The sequence below is a fragment of the Pseudomonadota bacterium genome (assembly GCA_039024915.1).
Taxonomy (GTDB): Bacteria; Pseudomonadota; Alphaproteobacteria; order Rhizobiales; family MH13; genus MH13.
Genome location: JBCCPK010000005.1, coordinates 280,267 through 300,102, shown reverse-complemented (window position 1 = coordinate 300,102; position 19,836 = coordinate 280,267). Strand labels below are relative to the sequence as shown.

Below are 19,836 nucleotides of genomic sequence, written 5' to 3'. Positions count from 1 at the left end.
GGAGCTTAATACAGATCAGCGCGCCACTCGATCAGTGCAGAAATCCGATTGCTGTACTCGACTTCTAGGCAGCCATAAGCCCCGCCGCACCGGTTGCGTTGACGAAGCCAGCGCCGCTGATCCTCCTGCAGGCCCGCGCGCTGGGTTGCGTTCATGACGCTGCGAAGGCGCTGGTATTGCGCAACCATTTCGAGGTCGAGATTACCCAAGAATTTGTTTGCGCAGATCGCATGCTCAGTACTCGTGCCCGCGCTGGCGCAGCTAAACGATTGTGCCTGACCAGGCATGGGCGCGGCTAGTGCGACAAGGGCCAGCACCAAGCTAGCCAGTACAATGCCATTCAAGAGCCGGTATTGCGGCATGTAGACCCCCGTCCAAGCGCGTAAGCTGGACATTACGATAGGTCAATTTGATTGGGGCGTAACCGGGCGATTAGTCCAATCATGCCGCAATAACGATGGAAACGACACCGCATCCCCGCGCCATCGTCACTGCGCCTTGCAGCCCGAAAAGCACCTTCCTATATATCGCTCGTCGCCGACTGGCGCTGTTTGCCGGTCTGCCAAAGTCTTCAATATTTCCCTTGGGGATCGCTTCGCTGCGGTTTTTCTGATATCCGCTCGCGCTTCTCTGGAACGCTGTTGATCGAAACGATCGATGATACGGGTCCGGGCGATCTGCCGAAACTGTATGAGGTAACATCCATGGCGAAAGTCATTGGTATTGATTTGGGAACAACCAATTCCTGCGTCGCCGTCATGGACGGCAAGAGCCCTAAAGTCATCGAGAACGCGGAAGGTGCACGGACAACACCGTCTATGGTCGCCTTTACCGACGATGGCGAACGTTTGGTCGGGCAGCCCGCGAAGCGTCAGGCCGTGACCAATCCTGACGGTACGCTGTTCGCGGTCAAACGCTTGATCGGTCGGCGTTACGATGATCCAGCGGTCAAAAAAGACAAAGAGCTCGTTCCTTTTGAAATCGTGAAAGCTGAAGGCGGTGATGCGTGGGTGAAGGTCAGCGACACCGATTATTCGCCGTCACAGATTTCGGCTTTCATTCTGCAGAAGATGAAGGAAACAGCCGAAGCCTTCCTCGGCGAAACCGTTGATCAAGCCGTGATCACCGTTCCCGCCTACTTCAACGACGCACAGCGCCAGGCCACGAAAGACGCGGGCAAGATTGCAGGCCTTGAGGTTCTGCGCATCATCAACGAGCCGACCGCCGCTGCCCTTGCCTACGGGCTTGAGAAGAATGACGGGAAGACCATCGCCGTCTACGATCTTGGTGGTGGTACGTTCGACGTGTCGATTCTCGAAATCGGCGATGGGGTCTTTGAAGTGAAGTCGACCAACGGGGACACGTTCCTGGGCGGCGAAGATTTCGACATGCGTCTGGTTGGATATCTGGCGGACGAGTTCAAGAAAGAGCAGGGCGTCGATCTCAAGAAGGACAAGCTTGCGCTTCAGCGCCTGAAAGAAGCTGCTGAGAAAGCGAAGATTGAGCTGTCCTCTTCGACCCAGACCGAGATCAACCTGCCCTTCATCACCGCCGATGCTTCGGGACCGAAGCACCTGACGATGAAGCTGACCCGGGCAAAGTTCGAAACATTGGTAGACGATCTCGTTAAGAGGACCGTCAAGCCCATGGGCGCAGCTCTCAAGGATGCCGGCCTGAAGGCAGGCGACATCGACGAGGTTGTCCTTGTAGGCGGTATGACCCGCATGCCCAAGGTGCAGGAAACCGTCAAAGAGTTCTTCGGTAAGGAGCCACACAAGGGTGTGAACCCTGACGAGGTTGTTGCCATCGGTGCAGCCGTCCAAGCCGGCGTGCTGCAGGGGGACGTCAAGGACGTTCTGTTGCTGGACGTTACGCCGCTTTCGCTGGGTATCGAGACGCTCGGTGGCGTGTTCACCCGCCTGATCGACCGCAACACGACGATCCCGACCAAGAAGAGCCAGGTTTTCTCGACCGCCGAAGACAATCAGTCAGCTGTGACGATCCGCGTCTTCCAGGGCGAGCGCGAAATGGCGGCGGACAATAAGATCCTCGGCCAGTTCGATCTGGTGGGCATTCCACCGGCGCCGCGTGGCATGCCGCAGATTGAGGTGACCTTCGACATCGACGCCAACGGCATCGTGAACGTTTCGGCGAAGGACAAGGGCACCAATAAGGAGCAGCAAATCCGCATCCAGGCCTCCGGTGGTCTTTCCGATGATGACATCGAGCAAATGGTCAAGGACGCCGAAAGCCATGCCGAGGACGACAAGAAGCGGCGTGAGCTTGTGGAGGCGAAGAACCAAGGCGAAGCGCTGGTTCACTCGTCCGAGAAAGCCCTATCCGATTATGGCGACAAGGTCGGCGACGATGACAAGTCGGCCATTGAAGCTGCGATCGCTGATCTGAAGTCTGCGCTTGAAGGTGACGATAAAGACGCCATTGACGAGAAAGCTCAGGCGCTCGCGACCGCCTCGATGAAGCTTGGCGAGGCGATGTACGCCGAGAGCCAAGCGGAAGCTGATGCCGCTGCCGACGCTGCAGCAGACGAGGCTGCCGATACGATGCAGGATGATGATGTCGTCGACGCCGAGTTCGAAGATGTCGACGATGACGATCAGAAGAAAGCGTCGTAGCTGGAGGCTATTAAGCTAATGGCTTAGACAAACCCGGCGCTCCAAAGCGCCGGGTTTTTTTGTACCTGCGATCCTTCATGGCTTAGACGCTGTTTCAAAGACGCCAATCATTGCCGGTCTGTCCCAATCTTACCGTGGTGTCGTCTTGCCGGTTGCCGAGTCCGCTAGGCTGCGCATTATTGCGCGTTGGCCCTATCCTCCAGAATGTTCACAAGCTTTGATAAAGCCCGCGAAAGCTGCTTCTGCTCTTTGAACGATAGCGTGTCGAATACTTGGCCAACCTGACGCCGGTGATCATCGCGATACGCTCGAACGGTGTCCTTGAGTGGCTTGAATAACTTGACGATGATCTTTCGCCGGTCTGCCGGATCAGGCTGACGCTCCACCTCGTTGCTGGCCTCCAATCGATCGACAAGCCCGGTGATGTTCTGCGCCGAAACGCCCATTGCCAGCTTCAATTCCGTCATGGTCATCGGACCTTGATCAGCAAGCAAGGACAGAACGCGCATGCGCGAAACGCTGGTGGTCTTGGGAAGGCTCCCAGCCTGGTAAGCTCGCCAGAGAGGTTCGAAACGCTCGAGCAGATCGACAAGTGCGGAGGTCTGTGTCGCTACAGCACGCCTTTCAGCGCCCATATCAGTCCGATTTTCGCCAGCGTCCCTCGTATCAAGGTCGCGTTTTGTTGAGCGCTTGTCGCCCGGTTTGCTGCGGTGTTTTTTCTTCGCCATCCCACGCACCTATCGCGGAGGGCTATGACGTTCAAGCTACTGATACTTCGCATCTTGACGGAATGAACCTAGATCTTTCGGCAAACCTTTGTACATGCTTGCTGCGCAAAGCTGGCAACCCCTACTAGAATGAGGCGGTTGGGTACCTACATTTGCTGCGTACAGCCGCCCGTCCCAGTTGACAGGTATGGGCGAGACTGACACCGAACGTCCACCTGCTCACCGAAGCCTTTGAACCCACTCAACGCGCCTTTCCGATCTCCATGGCTAAACCCGACTTTTATGACCTTTTGGGCGTTGCTCGCGATGCCGATGAAAAGACGCTCAAGAGCGCCTTCCGCAAAAAGGCGATGCAGTACCACCCTGATCGCAATCCTGGCGATGGGGAGGCGGAGCAGAAGTTCAAGCAAGTCAATGAGGCCTATGAGGTCCTTCGCGACGACCAGAAACGCGCGGCATACGATCGTTTCGGCCATCAAGCGTTTGAACAAGGCGGGATGGGCGGCGGGTTTGGCGGCGCGGGCATGGGTGGCGCCGGAATGGGCGACATCTTCGAAGAGATATTTGGTGAGTTCATGGGCGGCCGCCGTCGTGGTGGCAGTGGAGCAGCACGCGGATCGGACGTCCGCTACAATCTAGAGATTTCGCTCGAAGAAGCTTTCGAAGGAAAAACCGTCGACCTGCAGTTACCGACCTCAGTGGTTTGCGAGACCTGCAGCGGCTCGGGAGCCAAGCCGGGAACCAGCCCGGTTACATGCGGAACCTGCGGCGGGATGGGCAAAGTGCGGATGAGCCAAGGCTTCTTCGCCGTCGAACGAACCTGCCCAACGTGCGGTGGACGCGGCGAGGTTATCAAGGATCCCTGTGAGACATGTTCCGGCTCCGGCCGCGTCGTGCAGGAGCGCACCTTATCGGTCAACATCCCTGCAGGTATCGATGATGGCAACCGCATACGCGTCGCAGGAGAGGGCGAAGCAGGCGTCCGGGGAGCGCCAGCAGGCGATCTTTACATTTTTGTCTCGATCACCCCGCACTCGATTTTTCAGCGCGACGGTGCTGATCTGTTTTGCCGCGCGCCAATCTCAATCGTAACGGCCGCTTTGGGGGGCGCCTTTGAAGTCCCAACGCTTGATGGTGGGCGCGCGAGGGTAAAAGTGCCAGACGGCACGCAAACCGGGAAGCAGTTTCGCTTGCGCGGGAAGGGTATGCCCATTCTCCGGCAGCGCGATGCCGGAGACATGTACGTTCAGGTGGTTGTTGAAACACCGCAGAACTTGACGCGTAAACAACGCGAATTGCTCGAAGCGTTCGAAGAAGAAAGCGGTGCGCACAATAATCCTGAGACGGATGGCTTCTTTTCCAAGGTCAAGGACTTCTTCGGGGGATAGATGTCTGCGATTAGCTACCGGAGCGTCAACCCTCAATCCCGAGGGGTTCGGGCCCGGCTAACGCGCCAGAACCGATGGCTGTGTTCTGGTTGAATGGCGGGTTTGTAAAGTGCTGCCAGCGTTACCAAAACCTTACGATGCCTGGACCGCACGATGTTTCAAATCCAGACATATCAGGGCTTTTCGCCATCCCAGCTGCAGGACGCGCGTGTCGTTTTAAGGATTTGAGAACAATCCGGTTTCCTCAAATCTTAAGCAGCTGGCGCTAAGGGTGTGTGGATTCGCAACCGATTCGATCCATATGCCTCCATGCTCAGCATCGACCAAACTCTGCAAACCCTGACCGATGCACCAAGTTCCGCGATCGAGGCGAACGGTAAAACTGGGGTTGGGGGTAATTACACCTTCAGCGAGGTCCACGACCGCCAAGCCGTTGCTGCTCTGGGGGAGGAATGGTGTCGACTTGAAGGCATAAGCGAAGGCTCAACGGGTTTCCAAGTCTTCGCGTTTTGCCTGACTTGGCTTGAAAACTACGCCTTTGGCGATGACCCTAGATACCGCGCTCGGATCGTTTGCATACGTAACAGCGCGGGCCAATTGGTCTGCCTTGCACCGCTTGCACAACGGGAAAATCGAGGCCTCTCGATTGTTGAGTGGGTCGGGGAACCACTCATCCAGTATGGCGATGTACTCCTTGATCCCCAGGCGGATCATGTGAAGGTTCGGCAAGCCCTTTTTGAGGCCATCGATGGATGGAAAATCGACGGCCTGTTGCTTCGGAGTGTTCGGGCGGACGCTCGCGTCGCGCTCGTGATGCCGACCGAACGCTGGCAGGTAGGTGAGGGCCGCGAGGCGGCAATTGCCGACTTACGCGGGTTTCAATCGGCAGAAACATACTTCGCCCGCTTCTCACGATCGACGCGCAAGGGACTGCGTCTCAAACGCCGGCGGCTGGAGGAAATGGGCGAACTACGGTTTTCCTTGGTCAAACCTGGTGGACAGGCCCGGCAGCTTTGCGAACTTGCGCTTGCGTGGAAGAAAGACTGGCTCGCTGCGCGTGGTCTCTCTAGCCGCGCATTCATGGACACTCTGTCCCTTAAAACTCTTGAGGCGTTGGCGGAATGCCAGGACCCGGACAATCCACTAGGCCTCCGGGTACTTTGGTTGGACGAAACCCCAATTGCCATCGAGATAGCCCTCATTGATCGATCGGCCAGCATGGCATTCATGGGAATGTACGATCCGGCCTATGAGGCGCGCAGCCCGGGCAAGGTGCAGATGGAACTGACGGTTCGCCACGGATTGGAGAATGGTTGGCCAGCATACGATCTGCTTGCTCCCATGGCCGACTACAAGCAATCATGGAGCACCAATGCGCTGCCGGTCACCGACGTGATGGTGCCGCGCAGCCTCAAGGGTTGGGCCTATCGAATTGGCATCCTGCAAGGCCTACGCCCGTTTGCCAAAAAACTGCTGATGGCCATGCCCCAGGCTTTGCGCGTGCGCATCCTCAAGGCCGCCTAAACGCTACCCGCACTAAGCGCTAACATTATAGGCGGATAGCACCGCCATATTCACGATCTCGCTATCGCCTGCGCCCAGCCGCGCAATCTGGATCGGTTTATCTATGCCGACAAGCAGTGGGCCGATCACGGTCGACCCACCCAGTTCTTCAAGCATTTTTGTAGCGATAGAGGCCGAGTGGAACGCTGGCATGACAAGCACGTTCGCAGGACCAGACAATCGGCAGAATGGGTATTGCTCCATGATCTGCATGTTCAACGCCACATCGGCGTTCATTTCACCGTCGTACTCAAAATCGACCCGGCGCTTGTCGAGTATGCGTACCGCCTCTTGCACACGCTCCGACCGCTCGCCGGGAGGATGGCCGAAGGTGGAGTACGCCAACATCGCAACTCTCGGCTCGTAGCCAAGACGTCGAGCAACGCCAGCTGCTTCTTCGGCAATATCGGCAAGTTCTTCAGACGTCGGCATATCGTGCACGGCGGTATCTGCAATCAGGACCGTTCGCCCGCGCGCCAGACACAGTGATGCCCCGATCACCCTGTGCCCGGGCTTCGCATCGACCACACGCCGGATCACCTGCAGCGCCACCGAATAATTGCGCGTCGTTCCCGTCACCATGGAGTCGGCTTCGCCCATCGCAACCATACAAGCGCCGAAGTAGTTGCGATCCGTGTTCACCATGCGCTGGCAATCACGGAACAGGAAACCCTTGCGTTGGAGCCTCTGGTAGAGGAACTCCGCATAGTCTTCCTGTCTCGAAGATACGCGCGCGTTTGCGATCTCGATACCGGTCAGGTCGATACCACCATCTTCAGCTACCCGGCGTATCTCATCCTCACGCCCAACAAGAATCGCGTGACCGAGACCCTGATGGCTGAACGATACCGCGGCGCGCATGACCTGCTCTTCTTCACCTTCAGCGAACACAACGCGCTTTTGGAGCCGCTTGACGCGCTCATAGATACGATTGAGGACCCCAGCGACAGGATCACGCCGAGCTGATAGTTCGGCGCGGTAACCTGCATCATCGATAACGGGCCTGCGCGCGACGCCAGTGTCTGCAGCAGCTTTGGCGACCGCCGCTGGGATGGCCGAAATTAGACGCGGATCAAAAGGAACCGGGATGATGTAGTTCGGCCCGTAGCGGGGCCTTGCACCCTGATAGGCCGAGGCCACTTCGTCGGGGACATCCTCGCGCGCCAGGTCGGCGAGCGCACGCGCGGCCGCGATCTTCATCTCATCGTTGATTGTGGTCGCACGAACATCGAGCGCGCCGCGAAAAATGTAGGGAAACCCCAGAACATTGTTGACTTGATTGGGGTAATCCGACCGCCCGGTTGCGACGATGGCATCCGAGCGTACCTCCGCCACCTGCTCCGGTGTAATCTCCGGATCCGGGTTGGCCATGGCAAAGATTATGGGATCATCGGCCATCGACATGACCATTTCCTGGGTCAACGCGCCTTGGACAGACAAGCCGAAAAAGACATCCGCGCCCTTCACGGCTTCTTCAAGCGTACGCGCATCGGTTCGCGTGGCGTGGGCTGCCTTCCATTGGTTCATCCCCGCTTCACGACCCTGGTAGATGACCCCCTTTGTGTCGCACAGGATGATGTTGTCGGCCGGCATGCCGAGCGCCTTGATCAGTTCGATGCAGGCGATTGCCGCCGAGCCCGCGCCATTGCAAACCAAAGTTGTTTCCTTGATGTCGCGACCGGTCAGGTCGAGTGCGTTGATCAAGCCTGCAAGTGCTATGATTGCCGTACCGTGTTGGTCGTCATGGAAGACCGGGATATCCATCTCCTCGCGCAAGCGCGATTCGATGATGAAGCAATCGGGGGCCTTGATGTCTTCGAGGTTGATGCCGCCAAAGGACGGCCCGAGATGTTTGACTGCATCTATGAAGGCGTCCACATCCTGCGTGTCGACTTCAAGATCGATCGAATCCACGTCCGCAAAACGCTTGAAAAGGACGGCCTTGCCCTCCATCACCGGCTTGGATGCAAGCGCGCCGAGGTTGCCCAATCCCAAAATCGCGGTGCCATTGGATATCACCGCCACCATGTTGCCCCGGGCGGTGTAATCAAAGGCGACGTCCGGGTTGGCCGCGATCGCTTTGACCGGTACCGCCACTCCGGGCGAGTAGGCGAGCGAAAGGTCGCGCTGCGTCGCCATCGGTTTGGTCGGAATGACTTCAAGTTTTCCGGGGCGCCCGTAGGCGTGAAAGTCGAGCGCATCTTGGTCTGTAATGGCTGGACGGTTTGAGCCGAAGGTGTTGCGGGACAGATGGGTATCGCCCGGAAGCTTCTTGGCCATGGCAGCGTGGTCCTGTGGGATTCTTGTTCTTGTTAAGCGCCGGACTTTAGATGCGCTGCACACCGATAACCACCGGTCGCCCGCGACTTTTTTGTCCGTCTTTTGGTGGGACGTTGACCACAAGTGAGGGGCGGTGCAACCCGAGTTCAAACTGGTCTTTCAGCGCTGCTCTGATAGTTTACGCACCATGACCAAGCCGCCATCTACCGATGAAATCGCGCGTGCTCCGGCACTCAACGAGCCACCGCCGACAGCGAAGGGTGCGACGCCGGTCATGGCGCAATATCTTGAGATCAAGGCCGCCAACGCTGACAGCCTCCTATTCTTTCGGATGGGCGACTTCTATGAACTGTTTTTTGACGATGCACACATCGCCGCCAAGGTGCTTGGCATCGCCCTGACGAAGCGCGGCAAACATAGCGGCCAAGACATCCCAATGGCCGGCGTACCGGTGCATGCCGCGCAGGACTACCTGCACAAGCTGATTGCTGCTGGTCACAAGGTGGCTGTCTGCGAGCAGATCGAAGATCCGAAAGAAGCGAAAAAACGCGGATCCAAGGCGGTTGTAAAGCGCGATGTCACGCGATTGGTGACACCGGGAACCTTGACCGAGGACGGGCTTCTGCCGACCGCTTCGGCGAACTGGCTGACCGCTGTTGCACCCGCAGCTGACGACAGTTCGCTGGGGCTTGCTTGGCTCGATCTGTCGACGGGATCGTTTCACCTCGCCACGCTTCCCACTGCCCGGCTGGATGCCGAGCTCGCGCGCCTCGCGCCAGCGGAAACGCTTTACCCAGATAATCTAACGCCCGATACAACTCCCCTCTTCATGACGCTTGAACGCCTCGGTGGAGCGTTGTCGCCACTCCCGGCCGTACTTTTCCATGGTGGTGACGCCGCCGAGAGGGTTGCGACGGCCTTCGGCGTCGCAAGCGCAGATGCGTTTGGGGAATTGAGTCGTGGCGAACTCCGGGCGGCTGCAGCCTTAATCGGTTATGTCGAACAGACCCAAAAGCAGGCTTTCGCAGCCTTGAAGCCTCCCGTGCGCGAGCGCTTGGGAACGGCCATGGCGATCGACGAGGCGACGCGCACGAGCCTCGACATCGTCCGCTCGAAAACCGGCGATGACGGCACCACCTTGCTTGCGGCAATCAACCGATGCGTGACCGCCGCAGGAACGCGGCGGCTCGCCGACCAACTATCAGCTCCGTCGACGGAGCGCGATACCATCGAAGCGCGTCTGGATGCCGTCGCATCCTTCATCGATGCGCAGGCGGCCCGTCAGACCATTCGAAACAGCCTCGCCGGTCTTCCCGATCTTTCGCGTGCCCTTGCACGGGTCGTGCTCGCGCGGGCTGGACCGCGCGACCTGCAGACCATTGGTACCGCGATCGCTCAGGCTGAGGCGCTGCTTGAACATTGGCCCGCTGCCACCGAAGCGATCTTGCTAAAAGAAGCACGAGCTAAGCTCGAAGCGCGACCTCAAGGCTTGGGTACCCGTCTGGGAAGCGAATTGGCGGACGAGCTTCCGCTGTTTGCGCGTGATGGCGGATTTATCGCCGAGGGGGTTGATGCCGACCTCGATGCTGCCCGCCGTCTACGTGATGACACGCGCAAAGTAATCGCAGGGCTTCAAAGTACCTATTGTGAACAGACCGGCGCGCGCTCACTGAAGGTGAAACACAATGGCCTTCTGGGCTTTTTCATTGAGGTGCCTTCCGCTCAGGCAGGACCCCTTCAGTCTGCGCCCGACACCTACTTTCACCGTCAGACCATGGCCAATGCCATGCGCTTTTCAACCCAGCGTCTGTCCGAACTCGAAGCGGAGATAGCAGGCGCGACCGGCCGTGCGCTGGCACTGGAGTTGGATCGGTTTCACGACCTGTGCGAGGCGGTGATAGCGGCGCGCGAACCGTTGCAAGCAGTCGCTGATGCTTTGGCCACGTTCGATGTCGCCGCTGGCCTTGCCGAAACGGCGATCCTTGATCGGCATATCCGTCCTATCATGCGCGACGATACCTGCTTCAGCCTCGTCGGCGGCCGCCATCCTGTCGTTGAGCGAGCGTTAAAACGGCAAGGCGGAGCGCAGTTTGTCTCCAACGATTGCGCTTTGGGGGACGAGGGCGATGAGTTGGGAAAGGTGCACGTCGTCACCGGCCCCAACATGGGCGGCAAGTCGACGTACCTGCGGCAAAACGCGCTCATCGCCGTCATGGCGCAAGCGGGCTGCTATGTACCCGCTGACAGCGCTACAATTGGGATTGTCGATGCCCTGTTCAGCAGGGTTGGGGCTGCAGATGATCTCGCCCGCGGGCGATCGACCTTTATGGTCGAAATGGTGGAGACGGCTGCGATCCTTCACCAAGCAGGTCCAAAAAGCCTGGTCATTCTCGATGAGATTGGCCGCGGAACAGCGACCTATGACGGGCTGTCGATCGCATGGGCTTGCGTTGAGCATCTCCACGAGCAGTGCAAGTCGCGCGCCCTTTTTGCCACCCATTATCACGAGTTGACTGTATTGGCTGAGCGTCTTGCTCGCCTCGAAAATCGCACACTCAGCGTCAAGGAGTGGCAAGGCGAGGTTATTTTTCTGCACGAGGTTCTACCCGGCGCTGCCGACCGGTCTTACGGACTACAAGTGGCCAAACTCGCCGGACTTCCAGCGCCGGTGATCACGCGCGCACGGGCTGTCCTTGATCATCTTGAAAGACGCGTCGACGGCACAGACGGACAAAGCGACGATGATCTGTTTGAAGGCCTGCCCTTGTTTGCAGCGGCTAAGGCGCCTGCTCCAACAGCGCAGCCGAGCGACGAACATATTGAAGCTGCGGCCAAGGCCAGACTGGCAGAGCTGATGGCCAAGGCAGACCCCGATCAAATGACACCACGGCAGGCCCTTGATTTCGTCTATGATCTCGCCGCAAAGCTTCGCAAGATGTGATCGCGCGACGATTGAGGAAAACACCCACTTATGGCTCTTCATGAGACCCGTTCCATGCGCAAGCTCGTTAAGCGCGATGATGCGCCGCCATTGCTCGACGGCCATGCACTTCATGCACGCATGGTAGCTGCGATCGAGGAGGCCGGCGGCTATGACGCGGCTCATCCGACGCTGATTGCACTGACCAAGGGTGCTGTTGTTGATATTTTAAAGGGCGCAGAAGCCAGGCTGATGCAGGATGGCGGCGGCCTCGCGTGCGCGCAAAGGTTGTCGTTGGCCGAAGATGTGTTGATCCGAACGCTTTTCGATATCGTCACGCATTACAGGTACCCGCTTGAAAACCCCTCAGCAGGCGAACGCTTGGCCATCTGTGCGGTCGGCGGATATGGACGGGGAACCCTCGGACCCCAGTCCGATATTGACCTGTTGTTTCTGCGCCCCGCCAAACAGACGCCCTGGGGCGAACAGATCGTCGAGAGCTTGCTGTATTTTCTGTGGGACTGCGGCTTCAAGGTCGGCCACGCGACGCGTACGGTCGATGAGTGCGTGAAGCTTGCCAAGCAGGATATGACAATCCGAACCGCGCTTTTGGAAGCGCGACTTATTTTGGGGGATGCCCCGCTTTTCGATGATTTCAAACAGGCTTTTGCCGATCAGGTCGTCAGGGGAAGCGCGGCTGAGTTTGTATCGGCAAAACTCGCCGAACGCGACACCCGTCACGCCAAACAGGGGTCGTCTCGCTATCTTGTGGAGCCGAACATCAAAGAGTCCAAAGGGGGCCTTCGGGATCTCAATACGCTCTTCTGGATCGGCAAATATGTTTACCAGGTCGTGGAAGACGAAGAGCTCGTTACAAAGGGCGTCTTCACGCGCGATGAATACCGCACGTTCCTCAAGGGCATGGACTTTCTTTGGGCGGCCAGATGCCACCTGCACTTCTTGGCACGGCGGCCGGATGATCGTTTATCCTTCGATCTTCAGGGCGAGATCGCCCAACGCATTGGCTACGCCGAGCGCGCGGGAATGCAAGCCGTTGAACGGTTCATGAAGCACTATTTTCTGGTTGCCAAGGATGTCGGCAATCTCACGCGCATTCTTTGCGCGCAACTTGAAGAGATGGAAGCGAAAGGCCAACCGCTTCTCGACCGTATGTTGGGGCCGTTGCTGCGCCGCAAAGCCAAGAGCCTACCGTCGAACGACGATTTCATCGTCGAGACTGGACGCTTAAACGTGTCCCACACCGACGTGTTTTCCGATGACCCGGTTAATATGCTGCGGTTCTTCCATCTCGCCGATAATCACGGCCTCGCACTGCATCCCGATGCGGTGCGGCTGATCACCCGATCGCTCAAATTGGTCACGTCCGACTTACGCGCTGATGCAGAGGCGAACGCACTGTTTCTGGAGATCCTGTGCTCAAAAAACCGAGCGGAACAAACTTTGCGCCTAATGAATGAAACCGGCTTCTTGGGTCGCTTTGTCCCCGATTTCGGCAAGGTCGTCGCGATGATGCAGTTCAACATGTATCACCATTACACCGTCGATGAGCACCTGCTGCGCACTGTGGGGGTTCTGGCGCAGATCGAAAGCGGCAAGCTGAAGGACGAGCATCCACTCGCCGCTAGCCTCTTGCCGACGATCCAGAACCGCCGCGCGCTGTTTGTTGCGCTGTTTCTGCATGACATTGCCAAGGGACGTCCAGAAGATCACTCAGTGATGGGAGCAAAGGTTGCGCGCAAGCTTTGCCCGCGCCTGGGCCTGTCTAAGAGCGAAACAGCGCTTGTTGCCTGGCTTATCGAAGATCACCTGGTTATGAGCATGACCGCACAATCGCGCGATCTTTCAGACCCCCAAACGATCGAAGCGTTCACAGCACGCGTCCAGAGCCTCGAACGGCTGAAGCTGTTGTTGATTTTGACGGTTTGCGACATTCGCGCGGTTGGGCCGGGTGTCTGGAACGGCTGGAAGGGGCAGTTGCTGCGCACCCTTTATTATGAGAGCGAGATCATTCTGACCGGCGGCCATAGCCAGGCCGCTCGCCAGCAACGTGTTGACGCCGCAAAAGCCGTCTTGCTGGAAGCGCTATCAGACTGGCCCGAGGCGGATCGCGTTGCGTATGGCGACATGCACTATGCGCCTTATTGGTTGCGCACCGACCTCGACCACAAGATCACGCATGCACATCTTATCCGTGAGGCCGATAAAAGTGGACAACCATTTGCCTCGCTGGTTTCTGTGCATGGTTTTGAAGACGTTACCGAAATCGTCATCTACGCGCCCGACCACCCGCGCCTTCTCGCTAGTATTGCGGCCGCCTGTGTGGCGGTGAAAGCAGATATCGTGGGCGCGCAAATCCATACAACGAGCAACGGCAAGGCTCTCGATACCATCCTGATCCGAAAAGTCTTTGATGATGCCGCTGACGAACGCCGGCGCGCTGAGCGGATCGTTGAAACACTTGAGAAAGCCCTCGCAGGCGAATTCGCGCTGAAGCCGATGATCGAAGCATCACGCAAAGCCAAAGGCCGTGTCCGTGCGTTCAAGGTCCCCGCTGAGGTCATGATCGACAACCAAGGATCCGAACGCTTCACCGTGGTGGAGGCGGCTGGACGTGATCGTCCCGGGCTTTTGTATGATCTTGCAAGCGCACTGGCGGATTTGTCGCTTGATACCTTTTCCGCGCACGTGGCAACCTTCGGTGAGCGCGCAGTCGATGTGTTCTACATTACCGATCTTGTGGGTGAAAAAGTTACTCAAAGGGCTCGGCTCAGCAACATAAAGAGCGCGCTTGAGAGGGTCTTGGGCGGGCCACCTGCGGCGCCCCGGCCAGCGGCGCTTGCCCGGCGCGGAATCATACCCTCGACCCCGGCGCCGACTGATGCGCCTGGTAAGCGCAAAAAATCCGCCGGTGACGCAAAAGCTCCTGGCAAGTCCGCCCGCAGCCGCTCCAAACCTTCGACCGTCAGCTAGAGCGCCTGAGGGAGACCATTGGCGTGAGCTTGTTGCGCAATTTTCTCACCGTTGGTGGCGCGACATTGTCGAGCCGCGTTCTGGGTTTCGTGCGCGATATTCTCATCGCAGCGGGATTGGGAACCGGCCCGGTTGCTGACGCCTTTGTTGTCGCCTTCCGCTTTCCAAACCTATTCCGGCGCCTGTTTGCCGAAGGGGCTTTTAACTCCGCTTTCATCCCGCTGTTCGCACGGGCGCTCGAAGGTCAGGGCGAAAAGGAGGCAAAGCAGTTCGCCCAGGAAGCGATGGCGGGCCTTCTTACCGTTTTGGCCCTGGTCTGCGGGCTTTCCATGATTGCCATGCCACTGCTTATGTTCATCATAGCGCCCGGATTTATCGGTGACCGCGACAAATATGATCTGACGGTCCTCCTGACACGGATCACCATGCCGTACCTCGCCCTGGTGTCGCTTCTTGCGCTCGTGTCGGGCGTCCTCAACGGCTTGGGCCGCTTTGCCGCCGCGGCGTTTGCGCCCGTCTTTCTCAATGTCGTGCTGATCGCCGTTCTCGGCGCATTGATTGCGGCAGGTCTCGCAGGCAGCGAACAGGCCGGCGTGTGGCTCGCGATCGGCGTCCTTATTGGAGGTGTAGCGCAGCTGGTTCTGGTCGCAGGCGACTTGTACCGCGCAGGGTTTGTTCTCAAGCTGGTGCGACCGAGGTGGAACGCGGCGATGAAGCGGCTTGTCGAACTGGGCATTCCGGGCGTAATCGCCGGTGGTATTACGCAGATCAATATCGTTGTTGGTACGATGATCGCGTCCTTGCAGGCGGGTGCGGTGTCCCTTCTCTATTACGCCGACCGGCTTTATCAGCTGCCCTTGGGCGTTGTTGGCATCGCCATTGGCGTCGTGCTGCTGCCCGAACTCGGCAGACGGCTGAAGGCGGCGGACGAGAGGGGCGTCGACGTTGCGCAGACGCGTTCAATGGAATTCGCCATGGTGCTGACGCTACCCGCTGCGATTGCGCTGGCGGCCATCCCTGAGCCACTTGTTTCTGTCCTTTTCGAGCGAGGGGCGTTCGATGAGGATGCGCGCTTGGGCACAGCTACCGCTCTGCAAGCCTTCGCTGTTGGCCTTCCTGCCTTTGTCCTGATCAAAGTTTTCTCGCCTGCCTTTTTCGCGCGCGAAGATACACAAACGCCGATGCGGGTGGCCGGCCTGTCCGTGGCGATCAACATCGCCTGCTCACTCGCCTTGTTTCCTTTCATGGGACATATCGGAATCGCACTTGCCACATCCATCGCTGGCTGGGTGAATGCGCTGGTTCTGTACCGGCTGATCCGAAACCGGGGATATTGGAGTATCGGAAGACCATTGAGGCGCAAGCTCCTTCTGCTGCTCGTATGTTCCGCAGCTATGGGCGTCTCGTTGATTGTTCTGGCGGATGTTCTCGATCCGGCGCTGGTGCTATCGGCGGGTTTGATCGTGCGCATGCTTGGACTGGCCCTCCTCGTCGCTGCTGGCGTTGTGGTTTTTTTCGGCCTCGCCCATCTCAGTGGCGCCTTTCGTCTTGGAGAGATGCGACAGCTGCTACGAAAACGCGATCGGGCCTGACAGCAGTCCGCCTGAGCGTTGGCCTCTTGATCGACCGTCCAAAGCCCGCGATAAGGCAGGCCGTTTTCTCCCATCCGCAGGACCTATCTCATGGACAGCGAGACCAGCGCGAGTTTTGAGCCGCGCGTGTTTTCCGGTGTGCAGCCGTCCGGCCAGTTGACGCTTGGCAATTATCTTGGAGCGATACGGAACTTTGTGCCGCTTCAGGATACGCACACCTGTTTCTACTGCATGGTCGATTTGCACGCGATCACGGTTTGGCAGGACCCCGCCGAACTTGCCGCCGCGACGCGCCATGTGGCGGCTGCCTTTATGGCTGCAGGTCTCGATCCTGAGAAATCTGCCCTTTTCAACCAGTCCCTTGTACCTGAACACGCCCAACTGGGTTGGATATTCAATTGCGTGGCGCGGCTGGGCTGGCTCAACCGTATGACGCAGTTCAAGGAGAAAGCCGGCAAAGACCGGGAGAAGGCCAGCGTCGGGCTTTACGCGTATCCGACCCTGATGGCCGCCGATATCCTCTTGTACAAGGCGACCGCCGTTCCGGTTGGCGAAGACCAGAAACAGCATTTGGAGCTGACGCGCGATATTGCGCAGAAGTTTAACAATGATTGGGGTACGGAAGTCTTTCCAATGACCGACCCCTTGATCCTTGGTGATGCGACACGCGTTATGAGCTTGCGCGACGGCACAAAGAAGATGTCCAAATCCGATCCTTCCGATCTGTCGCGGATCAATCTGACTGATGATCGCGACACGATCGCGAAGAAATTCAAGAAGGCAAAAACGGATCCCGAACCGTTGCCCGAAACGGTTGACGGCCTCGACGGCAGACCTGAAGCTGATAACTTGGTCGGCATCTACGCAGCTCTGCAGGGAACAACCAAAGCTGACGTGATCAGCACGTTTGGGGGCCAAGGTTTTGGTACGTTCAAGCCTGCCCTTGCCGATCTGGCGGTGGAAGTCTTGGGGCCGATCCGCGATGAGATGGAGAGGCTCCTCGACGACCCAACGGAAATTGACGCGATCTTGCGGAGGGGCGCTACACGCGCGCGGGAGGTCGCCGTGCCTGTGCTTGACGAGGTGTACAAGATCGTGGGGCTTGTGAGATAGCCAAAGCCTTGGCAGGCTTAGCGGAACACGTCACTGGCCTTGGGGGTAATCGATGCTCAAAGCCCGCCGCGCCTTTGAAGAGGGCCACCAACGCAAGTTTCTCGTCGTTCTCGATGACACGCCGGAATGCGAGCGTGCGGTTATTTATGCGGCACGCAGGGCCCAAAGAACCGGTGGCGGGCTGGCGATGCTGTACGTTGTTCCACCTTCGGAGTTCCAGCACTGGCTCGGGGTCGAAGAAATCATGCGCGCCGAAGCGCAAAGTGAGGCCGACGCGACGGTTGATCGATATGTGGGGCTTTTGCGGGCGCAGGGCCTGAGCCTAACACCAGAAAGGCTGGTGCGCGAAGGCGATGGCCATGAGGCCATCATTGATCTCATCCACGACGATGAAGATATAGCAATCTTGGTCCTCGCAGCGGGTACCGGCAAAGATGGCCCAGGCCCCTTGGTCACCATGATAGGCCAGCGCGCAGGCACCTTCCCGATACCCGTCACAATCGTCCCAGGCGACCTCAACGACGACGTGATCGAAGCGATTGCTTGAACTTGGCATGACAAAGCTTGCTCTTTCCGATGCACGACGCGAACAGCTGATCGAGGCGCTACAGGGCTACTTCCACTCGGAGTTCGACGAGCAGCTTTCTCCATTTCGTGCAGAGGAATTGCTCGACTTCATGCTGGGGCAACTTGGCCCCACCCTCTACAACCAAGGCATCGCCGACGCACGTGCCTTCCTGACGAGCAAATTGGATGATCTCGACACGGACTTCCCGCTACCCGAGGATGGATAATGCGGCTTGCTCTGATTGCCGACATCCACGGTAACTCGTGGGCGCTCGAAGCCGTTTTGGACGATGTTGCGCGCCAGAGAACCGATCTGACGATCAATCTCGGTGACGTGTTTTCCGGGCCACTTGATGCTGCAGGAACGTTTCGTCTGCTGCAGCCACTGGGCCTGCCGACTGTCCGTGGCAATCATGACCGATACCTGATCGAGCAACGAGTGGACGATATGGCCCCATCGGACCGCGTGGCATTTGAAATGCTGCCGAACGAGGCCATCGCCTGGTTGACGACCTTGCCCCAGACCTCTCGTCCGATTGACGGTGTCTATGCCTGTCATGCCACGCCGCGGCTAGATGACCGGTATTGGATGGAACGCGTTGAGCCGAACGGCCTGGTCCGCAAGGCAACACATCAGGAGGTCGAGGCGGAGCTCAATGAGGACGCCCTCGCCGCCGATTTGGTTGTGTGCGCTCACACACATCTGCACGGGGTGCGCCGATTGGCGAACGGGGCTCTACTCGTCAATCCCGGCTCGGTCGGCTGCCCGGCCTACGACGATACGATGCCCTATCCGCATCATATGGAGAGCGGTTTTCCGCAGGCCTGTTATGCAATTGTGGAACGCAGGTCCTCGGGGTGGCAGGCGAGCTTTCGGCTCGTTGTTTACGATAGCAGGCCCGCCATCCGGTCGGCCCAGTCGCATGGTCGCTTGGAATGGGCAACGGGTCTGCGCACCGGGTACTACGCACCGTAAGCGCGCTCAGAAGAGGACCGACGTCCGCGCTCAACGCTCTCCCGATTCGCGCGCTTTGACCGGCCGTCTGGCCCCAACAGGTTCTCGCTGCACTTTACCAAACAATCGCGTGGGTACAGCACAGTCGTGTCTTTCGAGTTAGGCTATGTTGACCGTGAGTTTGCGGAACTTTGTGCCGCGGGCTTCGTCTTTGATAGCGCATCCACCGGCCAACTCTGGCGATGGCAGAAGGCTCGATTTCGCGACCTAACAGGGAACCGGTTCTGCCTATCTCACGCCGGCAACAAGCGGCAATTTCCGCCTTGGCGCATGGATGCGGATCGCTGAGATCGACGCTGGTCCAACCGACATCGATCTGCAACCACGATGAGAACCTTTCAAAACCAGTGAGGTTACGGCATAACCGATCCAAAGCGCTCAGGTACCGTAAGCGGTTTGAAAACAGTGCCGGGCGCCCCCAAATCCAGGTTGTCCGAAAGGGTCCAAGGAGAGTAGTCGCGATGTTCATTCAGGTTGAGTCGACACCCAATCCAGCCACTTTGAAGTTCCTGCCCGGCGAGCGGGTTCTAGACGACGGTACGCTTGATTTCCGCACGCCAGAGGAAGCCGAGAAGAGCCCGCTGGCGCAGCGTCTTTTCGCAATCCATGGCGTTTCAGGCGTGTTTTTCGGTCACGATTTCATCACGGTCACGGCCGAAGTTGACGACTGGTCGCACATCAAGCCGGCGATCCTGGGTGGGATCATGGAGCATTTCGTGACCGGAATGCCGATACTTGTCGATGATGCCGCCGCGACAGATGTTGAGCAGGATGGCGAGTTTTTTGATGACGCCGACAAGGTCATGGTCGATACCATCAAGGATCTGCTGGAGACACGCGTCCGACCGGCCGTTGCGCAGGATGGCGGCGATATCACCTTCAAAGGCTTCCAGGACGGTATCGTCTACCTGAACATGCGTGGTGCGTGCGCTGGCTGCCCGTCGTCAACGGCGACGTTGAAAAACGGCATCGAAAACCTTTTGCGCCATTTCGTGCCGGGTGTTGAAGAAGTGCGGGCCACCTAACCACTATCTCGCATGCTGCCC

The 19,836-nt window shown here is 58.3% G+C and carries 14 protein-coding genes; 11 read left to right on the top strand and 3 right to left on the bottom strand.

Annotated features, from left to right (window positions below):
* Window positions 1–5 precede the first annotated feature (5 nt).
* Window positions 6–395 carry a lysozyme inhibitor LprI family protein gene (locus AAF739_11950; GenBank protein ID MEM6383380.1) on the bottom strand — a complete coding sequence of 130 codons (390 nt, stop codon included), beginning with the start codon at window positions 393–395 and terminating at the stop codon, window positions 6–8.
* A gap of 309 nt (window positions 396–704) precedes the next feature.
* Here AAF739_11950 and dnaK point away from each other — a divergent pair, with 309 nt between their 5' ends.
* Complete coding sequence (gene dnaK, locus AAF739_11945; GenBank protein ID MEM6383379.1) at window positions 705–2,633, top strand: molecular chaperone DnaK; 1,929 nt, start codon at window positions 705–707, stop codon at window positions 2,631–2,633.
* 176 nt (window positions 2,634–2,809) lie between these two features.
* Here dnaK and AAF739_11940 read toward each other — a convergent pair whose 3' ends face one another.
* Window positions 2,810–3,361, bottom strand: a complete 552-nt coding sequence (locus tag AAF739_11940) for a MarR family transcriptional regulator (GenBank protein ID MEM6383378.1) — start codon at window positions 3,359–3,361, stop codon at window positions 2,810–2,812.
* A 263-nt stretch (window positions 3,362–3,624) separates the two neighbouring features.
* On the opposite strand from AAF739_11940, the gene dnaJ reads away from it, so the two are divergent.
* Together dnaJ and AAF739_11930 are read left to right on the top strand one after the other, a co-directional pair.
* Window positions 3,625–4,749 carry a molecular chaperone DnaJ gene (gene dnaJ, locus AAF739_11935; protein ID MEM6383377.1) on the top strand — a complete coding sequence of 375 codons (1,125 nt, stop codon included), beginning with the start codon at window positions 3,625–3,627 and terminating at the stop codon, window positions 4,747–4,749.
* Window positions 4,750–5,058: 309 nt separating this feature from the next.
* A complete protein-coding gene (locus tag AAF739_11930; GenBank protein MEM6383376.1) occupies window positions 5,059–6,273 on the top strand; it encodes a GNAT family N-acetyltransferase in 1,215 nt (404 codons plus the stop codon).
* A gap of 12 nt (window positions 6,274–6,285) precedes the next feature.
* On the opposite strand, the gene AAF739_11925 is transcribed toward AAF739_11930, so the two are convergent.
* Window positions 6,286–8,592, bottom strand: a complete 2,307-nt coding sequence (locus AAF739_11925) for an NADP-dependent malic enzyme (protein ID MEM6383375.1) — start codon at window positions 8,590–8,592, stop codon at window positions 6,286–6,288.
* 187 nt (window positions 8,593–8,779) lie between these two features.
* On the opposite strand from AAF739_11925, the gene mutS reads away from it, so the two are divergent.
* The 8 genes from mutS to AAF739_11885 all read left to right on the top strand — a co-directional run bounded on the left by mutS (window position 8,780) and on the right by AAF739_11885 (window position 19,815).
* Window positions 8,780–11,533, top strand: coding sequence for a DNA mismatch repair protein MutS (gene mutS, locus AAF739_11920; GenBank protein MEM6383374.1), 2,754 nt, complete (start codon window positions 8,780–8,782; stop codon window positions 11,531–11,533).
* A 54-nt stretch (window positions 11,534–11,587) separates the two neighbouring features.
* On the top strand, window positions 11,588–14,503 hold the full coding sequence (locus tag AAF739_11915) for a [protein-PII] uridylyltransferase (protein MEM6383373.1): 2,916 nt from the start codon (window positions 11,588–11,590) through the stop codon (window positions 14,501–14,503).
* Between the two features lie 23 nt (window positions 14,504–14,526).
* Complete coding sequence (gene murJ / locus AAF739_11910) at window positions 14,527–16,095, top strand: murein biosynthesis integral membrane protein MurJ (protein MEM6383372.1); 1,569 nt, start codon at window positions 14,527–14,529, stop codon at window positions 16,093–16,095.
* A gap of 90 nt (window positions 16,096–16,185) precedes the next feature.
* A complete protein-coding gene (gene trpS / locus AAF739_11905) occupies window positions 16,186–17,208 on the top strand; it encodes a tryptophan--tRNA ligase (GenBank protein ID MEM6383371.1) in 1,023 nt (340 codons plus the stop codon).
* Between the two features lie 52 nt (window positions 17,209–17,260).
* A complete protein-coding gene (locus AAF739_11900; GenBank protein MEM6383370.1) occupies window positions 17,261–17,755 on the top strand; it encodes a universal stress protein in 495 nt (164 codons plus the stop codon).
* Window positions 17,756–17,762: 7 nt separating this feature from the next.
* Entirely contained in the window at window positions 17,763–18,002 is a 240-nt protein-coding gene (locus tag AAF739_11895) for a DUF2164 domain-containing protein (protein ID MEM6383369.1), read from the top strand.
* Window positions 18,002–18,751 (top strand): metallophosphoesterase family protein, encoded by a 750-nt coding sequence (locus AAF739_11890; protein MEM6383368.1) that lies wholly within the window; start codon window positions 18,002–18,004, stop codon window positions 18,749–18,751. The genes AAF739_11895 and AAF739_11890 overlap by 1 nt, the downstream gene beginning before the upstream one ends.
* A 500-nt stretch (window positions 18,752–19,251) precedes the next feature.
* On the top strand, window positions 19,252–19,815 hold the full coding sequence (locus tag AAF739_11885) for a NifU family protein (GenBank protein MEM6383367.1): 564 nt from the start codon (window positions 19,252–19,254) through the stop codon (window positions 19,813–19,815).
* Window positions 19,816–19,836: the final 21 nt, after the last annotated feature.

Excerpts from the sequence above, each read along its gene's own strand:
- AAF739_11950 (MEM6383380.1), bottom strand. The coding sequence starts at position 395 with ATGTCCAGCTTACGCGCTTGGACGGGGGTCTACATGCCGCAATACCGG.
- dnaK (MEM6383379.1), top strand. The coding sequence starts at position 705 with ATGGCGAAAGTCATTGGTATTGATTTGGGAACAACCAATTCCTGCGTC.
- AAF739_11940 (MEM6383378.1), bottom strand. The coding sequence starts at position 3,361 with ATGGCGAAGAAAAAACACCGCAGCAAACCGGGCGACAAGCGCTCAACA.
- dnaJ (MEM6383377.1), top strand. The coding sequence starts at position 3,625 with ATGGCTAAACCCGACTTTTATGACCTTTTGGGCGTTGCTCGCGATGCC.
- AAF739_11930 (MEM6383376.1), top strand. The coding sequence starts at position 5,059 with ATGCTCAGCATCGACCAAACTCTGCAAACCCTGACCGATGCACCAAGT.
- AAF739_11925 (MEM6383375.1), bottom strand. The coding sequence starts at position 8,592 with ATGGCCAAGAAGCTTCCGGGCGATACCCATCTGTCCCGCAACACCTTC.
- mutS (MEM6383374.1), top strand. The coding sequence starts at position 8,780 with ATGACCAAGCCGCCATCTACCGATGAAATCGCGCGTGCTCCGGCACTC.
- AAF739_11915 (MEM6383373.1), top strand. The coding sequence starts at position 11,588 with ATGCGCAAGCTCGTTAAGCGCGATGATGCGCCGCCATTGCTCGACGGC.
- trpS (MEM6383371.1), top strand. The coding sequence starts at position 16,186 with ATGGACAGCGAGACCAGCGCGAGTTTTGAGCCGCGCGTGTTTTCCGGT.
- AAF739_11900 (MEM6383370.1), top strand. The coding sequence starts at position 17,261 with ATGCTCAAAGCCCGCCGCGCCTTTGAAGAGGGCCACCAACGCAAGTTT.
- AAF739_11895 (MEM6383369.1), top strand. The coding sequence starts at position 17,763 with ATGACAAAGCTTGCTCTTTCCGATGCACGACGCGAACAGCTGATCGAG.
- AAF739_11890 (MEM6383368.1), top strand. The coding sequence starts at position 18,002 with ATGCGGCTTGCTCTGATTGCCGACATCCACGGTAACTCGTGGGCGCTC.
- AAF739_11885 (MEM6383367.1), top strand. The coding sequence starts at position 19,252 with ATGTTCATTCAGGTTGAGTCGACACCCAATCCAGCCACTTTGAAGTTC.